This is a genomic window from Allobosea sp. NPDC055353 (assembly GCF_053644975.1).
Genome location: NZ_JBSHMC010000004.1, coordinates 387072 through 398564, shown reverse-complemented (window position 1 = coordinate 398564; position 11493 = coordinate 387072). Strand labels below are relative to the sequence as shown.

10 protein-coding genes are annotated in these 11493 nt (G+C 67.7%); 6 read left to right on the top strand and 4 right to left on the bottom strand.

Translation table 11 applies throughout. The features are described from left to right. Positions 1 to 75 precede the first annotated feature (75 nt). The 3 genes from ACWIEX_RS24940 (at position 76) to ACWIEX_RS24930 (ending at position 5194) form a co-directional block, all read left to right on the top strand. The gene (locus ACWIEX_RS24940) at positions 76 to 714 is read left to right on the top strand and encodes a TetR/AcrR family transcriptional regulator (protein ID WP_454035599.1); all 639 of its coding nucleotides are present in this window, start codon (positions 76 to 78) and stop codon (positions 712 to 714) included. 65 nt (positions 715 to 779) lie between these two features. Next, on the top strand, positions 780 to 1961 hold the full coding sequence (locus ACWIEX_RS24935; RefSeq protein WP_454035598.1) for an efflux RND transporter periplasmic adaptor subunit: 1182 nt from the start codon (positions 780 to 782) through the stop codon (positions 1959 to 1961). Positions 1962 to 1972: 11 nt separating this feature from the next. Then, entirely contained in the window at positions 1973 to 5194 is a 3222-nt protein-coding gene (locus ACWIEX_RS24930; RefSeq protein ID WP_454035597.1) for an efflux RND transporter permease subunit, read from the top strand. 1 nt (position 5195) lies between these two features. On the opposite strand, the gene ACWIEX_RS24925 is transcribed toward ACWIEX_RS24930, so the two are convergent. Continuing rightward, positions 5196 to 5714, bottom strand: coding sequence for a winged helix-turn-helix transcriptional regulator (locus tag ACWIEX_RS24925; RefSeq protein WP_454035596.1), 519 nt, complete (start codon positions 5712 to 5714; stop codon positions 5196 to 5198). Positions 5715 to 5814: 100 nt separating this feature from the next. On the opposite strand from ACWIEX_RS24925, the gene ACWIEX_RS24920 reads away from it, so the two are divergent. Then, on the top strand, positions 5815 to 6375 hold the full coding sequence (locus tag ACWIEX_RS24920) for a dihydrofolate reductase family protein (protein ID WP_454035595.1): 561 nt from the start codon (positions 5815 to 5817) through the stop codon (positions 6373 to 6375). Between the two features lie 7 nt (positions 6376 to 6382). On the opposite strand, the gene ACWIEX_RS24915 is transcribed toward ACWIEX_RS24920, so the two are convergent. Beyond that, on the bottom strand, positions 6383 to 7285 hold the full coding sequence (locus tag ACWIEX_RS24915; RefSeq protein WP_454035594.1) for a DMT family transporter: 903 nt from the start codon (positions 7283 to 7285) through the stop codon (positions 6383 to 6385). 166 nt (positions 7286 to 7451) lie between these two features. On the opposite strand from ACWIEX_RS24915, the gene ACWIEX_RS24910 reads away from it, so the two are divergent. Further along, positions 7452 to 8318: a LysR family transcriptional regulator gene (locus tag ACWIEX_RS24910; RefSeq protein ID WP_454035593.1), complete on the top strand. Its 867-nt coding sequence runs from the start codon at positions 7452 to 7454 to the stop codon at positions 8316 to 8318. Between the two features lie 44 nt (positions 8319 to 8362). Next, positions 8363 to 9406 carry a GTPase ObgE gene (gene obgE, locus ACWIEX_RS24905; RefSeq protein WP_454035592.1) on the top strand — a complete coding sequence of 348 codons (1044 nt, stop codon included), beginning with the start codon at positions 8363 to 8365 and terminating at the stop codon, positions 9404 to 9406. Between the two features lie 138 nt (positions 9407 to 9544). Here obgE and ACWIEX_RS24900 read toward each other — a convergent pair whose 3' ends face one another. Together ACWIEX_RS24900 and ACWIEX_RS24895 are read right to left on the bottom strand one after the other, a co-directional pair. Further along, positions 9545 to 10321: a hypothetical protein gene (locus ACWIEX_RS24900; RefSeq protein WP_454035591.1), complete on the bottom strand. Its 777-nt coding sequence runs from the start codon at positions 10319 to 10321 to the stop codon at positions 9545 to 9547. Between the two features lie 7 nt (positions 10322 to 10328). Beyond that, positions 10329 to 11465, bottom strand: a complete 1137-nt coding sequence (locus tag ACWIEX_RS24895; protein WP_454035590.1) for a DSD1 family PLP-dependent enzyme — start codon at positions 11463 to 11465, stop codon at positions 10329 to 10331. Positions 11466 to 11493 lie beyond the last annotated feature (28 nt).

Sequence of the window (11493 nt, the reverse complement as noted above, 5' to 3'; positions counted from 1 at the left end):
AGGGCGATTCGCTTGACGGGTGCCGTCTTATCTGAGATGAGAATGAACATTCATTCTCATTCATGTCGAGTCCTGATGCCGCCCCTGGTTTCCGCATCGCAGCCCGTTGCCGCCCTGACGGAGCGCCATATCCGCATCCTCGATGCGGCCGAGCGCGTCTTCGCGCGCGCCGGTTTCCATGCGGCGACGATGCAGGATGTCGCGGCCGAGGCCGGCATGAGCCCGGGCAATCTCTATCGCTATTTCTCGTCGAAGGACGCGATCATCGAGGGGCTGACCGAGCGCGACCGCAGCCTGATCGCGGAGGATTTCGGGAAGCTCTGCCCGAATAACGGCTCGCTGCTCGACCAGCTCGAGGAGCTCGGCCGCAAGCATCTCGTGCATCAGCCGCGCGAGAAGGCCGTCATTGCCTTGCAGATCTGGGCGGAAGCGGCGCGCAACCCCGGCATGGCGCAGATGTGCGCGGATATCGAGGGCACCGTGATCGAAGGGCTCGCCGCGGCGATCCGCGAGGCCAAGGCCAATGGCGAATTGCCGCCCCGGCTCGACGAAGGCCGCTTCCTGATGGCGATCTCGATGATGGCGGACGGCTTCTTCTGCCGGCGGGCGATGGATCCGAATTTCGATGTGACCGCCGCCGCCGACACGCTTTTCACCGGCATGCGCCAGCTTTCCCAGACGATGCTCCTGCCCGAAACGGAGACGCAGTCGTGATCTCTGCTCCCGCTGGGCTTACCCCGTTTCCGACCGGCCGCATGGCCGCAACAGGATCGTTTCCGATGTCCCTTCGTTCGATCGTTCCGCTGAACGCGATGATCGCGCTGGCCCTGCTGGTCGCGCCGCTGCCGCTGCAGGCGCAGACGTCCGGGCAGGCTGCGCCCGCGGCCGCCGGACCTTCCGTCACGGTGACGCAGGCGCAGACCACCGAGATCGTCCAGAGCGTGGTCGTCTCCGGTTCGATCGTTGCGCGCGACGAAATCCTGGTCGCGCCGGAAGTCGACGGGTTGTCGATCGTCGAATTGCTGGCGCAGGAGGGGGACAAGGTCGCGCGCGGACAGGTTCTCGCGCGGCTGGACCGGACGACACTCGAGGTCCAGAAGGCGCAGAACGACGCCCAGATCGCCCGCGCCGAGGCCTTGGTCGCCCAGGCCAACGCCCAGATCGCCGAGGCCGATGCCAATCTCGTCCAGGCCAACAACGCCTTCGACCGCACCAAGGCGCTGCGCGAGAGCGGCAATGCCAGCATCGAGACGTTCGACCAGCGCGCCGCCGCGGCGCGCTCCGGGCAGGCGCGCGCCAACTCGGCACGGCAGGCCCTGGCGATCGCCAGCGCCGATCTTGCGCTCGCCAAGGCCCAGGGCAAGGACATCGCCGTCAAGCTCGCGCGCACCGAGATCAAGGCGCCGCGCGCTGGCATCGTCAGCCGGCGCACAGCGCGGCTGGGCGCGATGGCGAGCATGCTGCCGCAGACCGACCCACTGTTCCGGATCATCGCCGATGGCGCGGTCGAGCTGGAGGCGCAGGTCGCCGAAGTCGAGCTTCCCAAGCTCAAGCTCGGGCAGGGCGTGGCAGTCCTGCCGGCCGGCGCCAGGGAGGCGCTGGCGGGCCACATCCGGTTGATCGCGCCGGAGGTCGACAAGGCGTCGCGGCTCGGCCGCGTGCTCGTCGCGCTCGACGGCGATCCGCCGGTCGCCATCGGCTCGTTCGCGCGCGGGATCATCGAGACCGGCCGCAAGCGTGCCCTGACCCTGCCGCTTTCGGCCATCACCTATAACGGATCGGGCGCGACGGTTCAGTCCGTGAAGGACGGCAAGGTCACGACCAAGCCGGTGACGCTCGGGCTGGTCGGCCATGGCCGCGCCGAGATCGCCAGCGGCATCACCGAGGGCGAGACCGTGGTGGCGCGCGCCGGCACCTTCGTGCGCGACGGCGACATCGTCACGCCGGTCGCGACGAACTGACGGGCAAGCGCATGAACGTCAATTTCTCCGCCTGGTCGATCCGGAAACCGGTTCCGGCCATCCTGATCTTCGTCGTGCTCTGCGTCCTCGGGCTGCTCGCCTTCTCGAAGCTGCCGGTGACGCGCTTCCCCAATATCGACGTGCCGCTGGTTTCGATCACCATCACGCAGTCGGGCGCGGCGCCGGCCGAGCTCGAAAGCCAGGTCAGCAAGCGCGTCGAGGACACGGTCGCCAATATCACCGGGGTGAAGCATGTCACCTCGACGCTGACCGACGGCCAGGTGCTGACGCTGATCGAGTTCCGGCTCGAGACCAATACCGACCGGGCCGTCAACGACGTCAAGGACGCGGTCGCCAAGATCCGTGCCGACCTGCCGCGCACCATCGACGAGCCGATCATCCAGCGGATCGATGTCGAGGGGCAGTCGATCCTGACCTATGGCGCAGCCTCGTCCGGCATGACGCTGGAGCAGCTCTCCTGGCATGTCGACGATGTCGTCGCGCGCGAATTGCAGGGGCTGAAGGGCGTCGGCCGGGTCGAGCGCTATGGCGGCGTCGACCGCGAGATCCGCATCTCGCTCGATCCCGACCGCCTGCTCGCGCTCGGCATCACTGCCGGCGAGGTCAACCGCCAGGTCCGCGCCACCAATGTCGACCTCGCGGGCGGGCGCGGCGAGGTCGGCGGGCAGGAGCAGGCGATCCGCACGCTGGCCGGCGCGCGGACCGTCGCGGAGCTGGCCGAGACCAAGATCACGCTCTCGGGCGGCCGCGAGGTGCGCCTGAAGGAGCTCGGCCGTGTCGAGGATTCCAATTCCGAGCCGCGCGCCTTCGGCCGCCTCAACAAGAGCCCGGTCGTCACCTTCGCGGTGTTCCGCTCGAAGGGATCAAGCGAGCTTTCGGTCAAGGATATCGTGGCGCAGCGCGTGGCGGAGCTGAACAAGCGCTTTCCCGACATCAAGATCACGCCGATCGACGACGCCGTCGCCTATACCCACGGCAACTACAAGGCGGCGATGGAAACGTTGCTCGAAGGTGCGGGGCTCGCCGTCCTCGTCGTGTTCCTGTTCCTGCGCAACTGGCGCGCGACGCTGATCACGGCGGTCGCGCTGCCGCTTTCGGCCATCCCCACCTTCTGGGCGATGGAGATGATGGGCTTCTCGCTCAACCTCGTCAGCCTGCTCGGCATCACGCTGGTGACCGGCATCCTGGTCGATGACGCCATCGTCGAGATCGAGAACATCGTCAGGCACATGAAGATGGGCAAGTCGCCCTATCGCGCCGCGATGGAGGCGGCCGACGAGATCGGGCTCGCGGTCATCGCGATCACGCTGACCATCGTCGCGATCTTCGCGCCGGTTTCCTTCATGGGCGGCGTCGCCGGACAGTATTTCCGGCAGTTCGGCCTGACGGTGGCGGTCGCCGTGCTGTTCTCGCTGCTCGTCGCGCGCCTGATCACGCCGATGATGGCGGCCTATCTGATGAAGCCGGTCCACCATGCCGATCCCAGGGACGGGTTCGTCATGCGCGGCTATGTCGGCCTGCTCAAGGGCACGCTGAAGAAGCGCCGCATGCCGTTCTTCCCGCGCTTCGACGGCAGCGGGCGCTGGCGGACCCTGCCGTTCAACACGGCCTATGCGACGCTGGTGATCGGCTTCCTATTCCTGATCGGCTCGATCCAGGCAACGCAGATGCTGCCGACCGGCTTCATCCCGGACGAGGACACTTCGCGCGTCGTCGCCTCGGTCGAATTGCCGCCCGGCTCGACGCTGGAGGATACCCGCTTCACCACCGACAAGCTGGTCGATGCGCTGAAGACGATTCCCGAGGTTCGCGATGTCTTCGTGCTCGGCGGGGCCTCGCCGACCGGCCAGCGCGAGGTGCGCCGGGCCGCGGTGTTCATCCTGCTCAAGCCCAAGGCCGAGCGCGACATCGCCCAGAAGGAGCTCAAGGTCACCATCGCCGAGAAGCTCGCCAGCGTGCCGGACGTCCGTGCCTGGTACGTCAACGAGCGCGGCGAGCGCGAGATGGCCTTCTCGATCCTGTCGAAGGACGGCGAGGCGCTCGACGCCGCGGTCGCCAAGATCGAGGCGCGGATGCGCCAGGTCGACGGCTATCTCAACGTCGCGACCGCCGGCTCGCTGAGCCGCCCGGAACTGCGCGTCACGCCGAAGCTCGAGGAGGCCGCCACGCTCGGCGTCACGCCGGAAGCGATCTCGGAAGCCGTGCGCGTCGCCACGATCGGCGATGTCGGGCCGAACCTCGCCAAGTTCAACGCGGGCGACCGGCTGGTGCCGATCCGTGTCCAGCTCGACGAGGCCGCCCGCACCGACATGCGCAACATCGCGGCGCTGCGCGTGACCAACGCGACCGGTGTCTCGATTCCCCTGACGGCGGTCGCCGATATCGGCTTTGGCGAGGGACCGAGCTCGATCGACCGCTATGATCGCGTCCGCCGCGCCCAGATCGGCGCCGACCTGAAGCGCGGCTTCGAGCTCGGCACGGCCCAGGACAAGTTCCAGGAGATCGTCAAGGAGGTCGGCCTGCCGGATGGAGTCTGGATCGCCGCGACCGGCGATGCCGAGATCCAGGGCGAGGTCGTGCAGGGCTTCGTCACCGCGATGACGACCGGCCTGATGCTGGTGCTGGCGGTGCTGATCCTGCTGTTCGGCTCGGTCTTCCAGCCGATCACGATCCTGCTCTCGCTGCCGCTCTCCTTCGGCGGCGTGGTGATCGCGCTGCTCGCGACGCAGAACGCCGTCTCGATGCCGGTCTATATCGGCCTGCTGATGCTGATGGGCATCGTCACCAAGAACGCGATCATGCTGGTCGATTTCGCGGTCGAGGAGGTCGGGCGCGGCAAGGACCGGCTCACGGCCCTGATCGAGGCCGGCCGCAAGCGGGCCCGGCCGATCCTGATGACCACGATCGCGATGGCGGCGGGCATGCTGCCCTCGGCCTATGGCGTCGGCGACGGCGGCGAGTTCCGCGCGCCGATGGCGATCGCGGTGATTGGCGGCCTGATCGTCTCGACGGTGCTCTCGCTGGTCTTCGTGCCGTCCTTCTACATGGTGATGGACGATCTCTCGCGTGCGACCGGCTGGCTCTTCGGCCGCTTCTTCGGCAAGGCCGAGGACGAGAGCCAGTGGGAGCCGATCGAGGAACACGCCGCGCCCGCGATCGCGACGGCGGAAGCGATGTCGAAGCCGGCAATACCGCGGATGGCGGCAGAGTGAGTCAAGCCGGGGTCGCGGAGACCTCGGCCGCCTGCCGGCGCGCCAGTGCGTCCCGATAGGCCTGCGTCAGCTCGTCGAGCACGGACTGCTCTGGCTTGGGGGCGTCGAGATGCAGGTGCCTCAGCTCCTGCATGAAGCGCTCCCAGAGGGCCGGGCCGCCTTCGCTGAGGAGCTCGGCGCGGATCGAGAGTTCCTCGGTCACGGCTAAGAAGTTTCGGCCCCATTCGCCCATTGCGGCGAAGACCGGGACGAGCGCGATGCCCATCTCGGTCAGGCTGTAGATCGCCTTCTGCTTGTGGCTGGCGTCGTCACGGCGCGAGAGCAGGCCGTTTTCGACGAGGCGCTTCAGGCGGTCGGCGAGAATGTTCGAGGCGATGCCCTCGTCCGATTTCGCCAGCATCTCGCGAAAATGCCGGCGGTTGCCGAACATGATGTCGCGCAGCACGATCAGGCTCCAGCGATCGCCCAGGATTTCCAGCGTCAGATTGATCGGACAGCCCGAACGGCCGGTCTCGCGCATGCTCGTCTCCAAAACCGCTTGCAATATAGGATCGGTTTCGCTATCCATCAACTGGTTGCAAATCAAAACTGGTTTTAATCGAGCACAGCAGGAGGATGCGATGGCCAAGGTGATCGTCTGGAATCTGATGACGCTGGAAGGGTTCTTCGAGGGCAGGGAGAAGTGGGATCTCGGCTTCCACGAGGATGCCTGGGGCGAGGAACTCGCCGCGCTCAGCAGCGAGTTCGGGCGCAAGGCCGGGCTGCTCGTCTTCGGCCGCGTCACCTATGAGGGGATGAAGGCCTATTGGACCTCGACCGAGGAGGAGGGCGAGACCAAGGCCTTCATGAACGCCCTGCCGAAGCTCGTGGCGTCACGCAGCCTCACGAGCTCCGACTGGAACAATACGACGGTGACGGCGGATATCGCCGGGGAGATAGCGCGCCGGAAAGCCGAGCCGGGCAAGGACATCTATGCCTTCGGCAGCGCAGAGCTGACGGAGTCGCTGCTGGCCGCGGGGCTCGTCGACGAGATCATGATCGCGGTCGCTCCCGTCACGATCGGGCAAGGCACGCCCCTGTTCAAGCCGAATGCGGAGAAGCGGAAATACGCTCTGATCGCGGCCCGTCCGCTCAAGAACGGAACCGTGATCCTGCATTACGGCGTGAAGGCCGCGGCCTGAGGGGCGCTCAACCGCGCCGCACCATCAGCACGGCGGCGAGAATGGCGACGCCGCCGAAGGCCTGGACCGGGGTGGGCTGCTCGCCGAAGAGCGCCCAGGCGGCGAGCACGCTCACCAGAGCCGGCCAGACCATGACGAGCGAGGCGGCGCCGGCGCCATAGCTGCCGAGCGAGAGCGTGATCAGGCCCTGGCCGAGCGCATGCGAGACGAGGCCGAGCGCGGCCACCGCCAGCCAGCCCTGCAGGCTCATCGGAATGACCTGCTCGCCCAGCATCATTGCCGCCACAAGGCAGAACACCGCGCAGATCGCGCTGGAGACGAGGCTGACATAGCCGGCGCCGACCCGGTCGCGGGCGCGCCGTACCGCAAGGATATAGGCGGCATAGGAGAAGGCGGCGCCGACGGCGAGGCTGTCGCCGAAGAGATTGCCGGTGACCTGCTCCGCGCCAGTGAATTTCGGCAGCACCAGCAGGATCGCGCCGGCGACCGCCAGCATCAGCGCGCCGAGGATGCGTCGCGAGGGCTTGTCGCCAAGCAGCAGCCAGCCGCCGAGCACGACACCGACCGGGGAGAGATTGCCGAGCAGCGAGGCATTGGCGATCGTGGTATGGCCGAGCGCCGCGTTGTAGAGCGTCACGTCGATGCCGAAGGTCAGGCCGGCCAACGCAACCGCGATAAAGGCGCCGCGGCCGATTTTCTCGCTCGCCGGCCTGCGCTGCTCCAGCGCCGTCCAGGCGACCAGCACCGGCAGCGCGAAGAGCATCCGCCAGAAACCGGCCGCGGCCGGGCCGACATCGGCCAGGCGCACGAAGATGCCGGAAAAGCCGATGCAGGTGGCGCCGGCTAGCAGCGCGAGGAACATCGCCAGCGCGGGCGATGCGGGCCGGACGGGGATCGCGGGAGCGGACATGGTGTCTTCTGATGGATCGTGAGGCCAGCTTCGGTCGCGACGGCGCGGCCGGCTCAGCCTCGTTCAACCGACGATATAGTGTGCTTCCATCAATCGGAAAAACGGATTATTCTGATTTAACCATTCTTAAAACCGATGGATCTCGCGCGTCCCAAGGAGGCACGTCATGACCGCTCATTTCGACCTCGCCGCGCTCGGCATGCTGGTGGCGGTGGCGGAGACCGGTGGCTTCACCGCGGCCAGCGCCCGGCTCGGCCGGACGCAATCGGCGATCTCCGTGCGCATCCAGGACCTGGAAAGCCAGCTCGGCCACAAGCTGCTGGAGCGCTCGCGCCGCGGCGTCACCCCGACCGATGCGGGCGAGCGGCTGCTCGCCCATGCGCGGCGCCTGCTCGCGGTCGAGCGCGAGGCCCTGGCCGACCTTGCCGGCGAGACACCGACCGGCCGGCTGCGTATCGGCGTGCCCGACGATTATATGGACGCCTATCTCAGACCCCTGATCGCGCGCTTCGCGGCCGAGCATCCCAAGGTCGAGCTTGAGGTGATCTGCGACATCTCGAAGCGGATCGAACCGGCGCTGAAGGCCGGCGATCTCGATCTGGCCGTGGTGACCCAGGACCCCAACAGGCCGATGGGCGAGGTGCTCAGGCGCGAGCCGATGATCTGGGTCGCGGCGCGCGGCCACCGCCCGGAATTGCAGGAGACGCTGCCGCTCGCCTTGTTTTCCGAAGGCTGTCGGGCGCGGCCACGCATCCTCGCGGCACTCAACAGCGCCGGGCTGGCCTATCGGCTGGTCTTCTCCTGCTCGCATACCTCCGGCGTGCTCTCGGCGGTGGAAGGCGGCTTCTGCGTCACGGCGATTACCGAAAGCGCCGTGCCGCCCTCGCTGCGCCGCCTCGGTGCGGCCGAGGGTTTGCCGCCGCTGTTCGAGCTGACGGTCGGTTTGCTCATGGCGCCGCGCCCGGGGCTCGCGGCCCAGCGCTTCGCCGATGCCCTGCGCGAGGAGATGAGCGCTTTCCGGCAGGCGGCATGATCCGGTCCATTGCCCTTTCCTCCGCTCATCACTAGTGAAACAGCATGAAATTCCTCGACCAGGCCAAGATCTATGTGAAGGCGGGTGACGGCGGCGCCGGCTGCGTCTCGTTCCGCCGCGAAAAATTCATCGAGTTCGGCGGGCCCAATGGCGGCGACGGCGGGCGCGGCGGCGACATCGTCATCGAATGCGTGCAGGGGCTGAACACCCTGATCGATTTCCGCTTCCAGCAGCATTTCAAGGCCCGCACCGGCGAGCACGGCATGGGCAAGGATCGCCATGGCGCGAATTCGCAGGCGATCGTGCTGAAGGTGCCGCCGGGCACCGAGATCCTCGAGGAAGACGGCGAGACCAAGATCGCCGACCTGACCGAGCCCGGCCAGCGCTTCGTTTTGTGCAAGGGCGGCAATGGCGGCTTCGGCAACGCCTATTTCAAGACCGCGACCAACCAGGCGCCGCGCCATGCCAATCCGGGCCTGCCGGGCGAGGAGCGCTGGGTCTGGCTCCGGCTGAAGCTGATCGCCGATGCCGGCCTCGTCGGGCTGCCCAATGCCGGCAAGTCGACCTTCCTCGCCACCGTCACCGCGGCGAAGCCGAAGATCGCCGATTATCCCTTCACCACGCTGCATCCCGGCCTCGGCGTCGTGCGCGTCGACGGGCGCGAGATGGTGCTGGCCGATATTCCCGGCCTGATCGAGGGCGCGCATGAAGGCCATGGCCTCGGCGACCGCTTCCTCGGCCATATCGAGCGCTGCCGCGTGCTGCTGCATCTGGTCGAGGGCACCAGCGAGCATGCCGGCAAGGCCTACAAGACTGTGCGCGAGGAGCTCGAAGCCTATGGCGAAGGGCTGGCCGACAAGCCGGAGATCGTCGCGCTCTCCAAGGTCGACGCGCTGACGCCGGAGGCCCTGAAAGAGCAGGTCGCGCGCCTGAAGCGGGCGGCCAAGCGCATGCCGATCATTCTCTCGGCCGCCTCGGGCGAGGGTGTTGATGCGGCGCTGCGCGCTCTCTTCGCCATCGTCGAGGAAGCCCGCCGCGTGGAAGAGCGCGAGAACGCGCCGGTCGAGGAGACCGGCTGGCGGCCCTGACGTTTGCGTCGTTCCCGCTTTACGGAGTCGTCATTGCGAGCATAGCGAAGCAATCCAGGGGCGGCAGAGCGCTACGTCCCCTGGATTGCTTCGTCGCTTCGCTTCTCGCAATGACGGCGCAGCCCGTTGAAAACGGCGTTAGCGAAAATCCCGCCAGGCGCCGACGCGGTGAATGCTTTCGCGGTCGCGTTCGGCTTCGCCGAAGGGCGCCACCGGCCAGTCCCAGCTTTCATCCGGCGTGGGAAGCGCGATGCCGCGCGTGAGATCGAGGCGATCGGTGATCGCGCCCGCACGATCGCGCTCGACCATCTCGACATCGCTCAGCAGCACGACGCGGCCGTTGAAGCGGCGGAGATCGGCGAGATGCCAGGCGATGCAGCGCGCCGGCAGGTCGGCCGGTAGCTGTCCAGCACGGTCGGGATGATCGTCCAGCCAATCCTCGACCGGCCAGGCGAGCTGCGACATCAGATTGGCGGATATGACGAGGTCGACGGCCGGTTCGGCGGCCAGATCGACCAGCGGATCGATGCGCCTGTCGTTCTCCTCGGCCAGCCAGCCCATGACGCCGGTGAGGTCGCGGGTCAGGAGCATGATCTTGGGCCGGAAGCGCATGCGCAGCCGGATCTGCGGCAGGTGGACGGCATCGACCAGCAGGACTTGCTCGAACCGCTCGCAGAGCAGGTCGAGCGGGATGTCGCGCAGCAGGCCCGAGCCGAGGACCACCACCTTGCGGCGCTGCGACAGCTCCGCGACAGCCTGCGCGACCACACTGCGGCAGCGTTCGTGATGCGGCCCCCAGGCCCGGCGCTGCCGGTTGCCGCGCGCCCAGAGCGCGACGCTTTCTCCGACGAGGCCGAGCCGGCGCGTCATCCGGGCCGCCGGTGTTGCCAGCCGGAGGATCAGCTCCGCGAGCATCGCCCGCTCAGATCAGCGCACCACGCGCAGCGACCGGCCAGAGCGCCTCGACATGCGCGTCAGGCCCGTGCAGGCCGCGGACGCAGACATACCAGTCGTGCAGGTTGACCGTCGGGTCGCAATGGCCGGGGATCAGCAGCAAACTGTCGCCGCGATGCGGCATCGCGATCGGGTCACCGGTGAGGACGCCGTGCTCGTCGGAGGGCTTGGTATAGATCACGCCCTCGCGGCGGAAGGGCACGGGCATGCCCGAATCCACCGCCGCCGACTTGTGGCCGGCATCGACGATGGCGCGGTCCGGCACCGGCTTGCTCATCACCCCGGCGAGGACGAAAAGCGCGTGTTCGAAGGTGCGGAAGGGCGTGCCGTCAGCCTGGCGATTCCGGGCATAGTCGGCGTCCATGAAGATGTAGGAGCCGGCCTGGATCTCGTTCCAGATGCCGGATTGGGTCTCCAGCTCATGGGTTCCGGTGCCGGCGCCGGTGACGATCTCGCATTTCAGGCCGGCATGGCTGAGACGTTCGACCGTATTGCGGGCGGCGAAACCGGCCCGTTCGATCGCCTCGCGCCGCTCGTCGATCGAGCGCATGTGCTGGGCGGAGCCGTGATAGGCATGGATGCCGGCGAAGCGCAGGGTGTTCGATCGTGCGATCGCCTCGGCCAGCCGGACGGCGCCCTCTCCGGGCGCGACGCCGCAGCGCCGGCCGCCGACATCGATCTCGACATAGACGTCGAGCGTCACATCGTTGCGGGCTGCCGCTTCCGCCGCCTCGCGCACGCCGTCGGGATGGTCGACGCAGAGGCCGATCTTTGCGCTGCGGGCGAGGCGTGCGAGCCGGTCGAGCTTGGCCGTGCCGACGATCTCGTTGGTGACCAGCACGTCGCCGACGCCGCCTGCAACCAGCACTTCGGCTTCGCCGACCTTCTGGCAGCACTGCCCGACCGCGCCATGGGCGATCTGCCGCAGCGCGATCTCCGGGCTCTTGTGCGACTTGGCATGGGGCCTGAGCCTGATGCCATGAGCCTGGGTGAAAGCGGCCATGGCGACGAGATTGCGCTCGAACGCATCGAGATCGAGCACGAGGGCGGGGGTTTCGATCTCGGCGAAGCTCTGGCCGGGCTGGGCCGGCGGGGATAGCGGCATGAAGTCTCCTGAATCGGTTATGGCCATG

Excerpts from the sequence above, each read along its gene's own strand:
- ACWIEX_RS24900 (WP_454035591.1), bottom strand. The coding sequence starts at position 10,321 with ATGCTCGCGGAGCTGATCCTCCGGCTGGCAACACCGGCGGCCCGGATG.
- ACWIEX_RS24895 (WP_454035590.1), bottom strand. The coding sequence starts at position 11,465 with ATGCCGCTATCCCCGCCGGCCCAGCCCGGCCAGAGCTTCGCCGAGATC.
- ACWIEX_RS24915 (WP_454035594.1), bottom strand. The coding sequence starts at position 7,285 with ATGTCCGCTCCCGCGATCCCCGTCCGGCCCGCATCGCCCGCGCTGGCG.
- ACWIEX_RS24930 (WP_454035597.1), top strand. The coding sequence starts at position 1,973 with ATGAACGTCAATTTCTCCGCCTGGTCGATCCGGAAACCGGTTCCGGCC.
- ACWIEX_RS24925 (WP_454035596.1), bottom strand. The coding sequence starts at position 5,714 with ATGCGCGAGACCGGCCGTTCGGGCTGTCCGATCAATCTGACGCTGGAA.
- ACWIEX_RS24920 (WP_454035595.1), top strand. The coding sequence starts at position 5,815 with ATGGCCAAGGTGATCGTCTGGAATCTGATGACGCTGGAAGGGTTCTTC.
- obgE (WP_454035592.1), top strand. The coding sequence starts at position 8,363 with ATGAAATTCCTCGACCAGGCCAAGATCTATGTGAAGGCGGGTGACGGC.
- ACWIEX_RS24910 (WP_454035593.1), top strand. The coding sequence starts at position 7,452 with ATGACCGCTCATTTCGACCTCGCCGCGCTCGGCATGCTGGTGGCGGTG.
- ACWIEX_RS24940 (WP_454035599.1), top strand. The coding sequence starts at position 76 with ATGCCGCCCCTGGTTTCCGCATCGCAGCCCGTTGCCGCCCTGACGGAG.
- ACWIEX_RS24935 (WP_454035598.1), top strand. The coding sequence starts at position 780 with ATGTCCCTTCGTTCGATCGTTCCGCTGAACGCGATGATCGCGCTGGCC.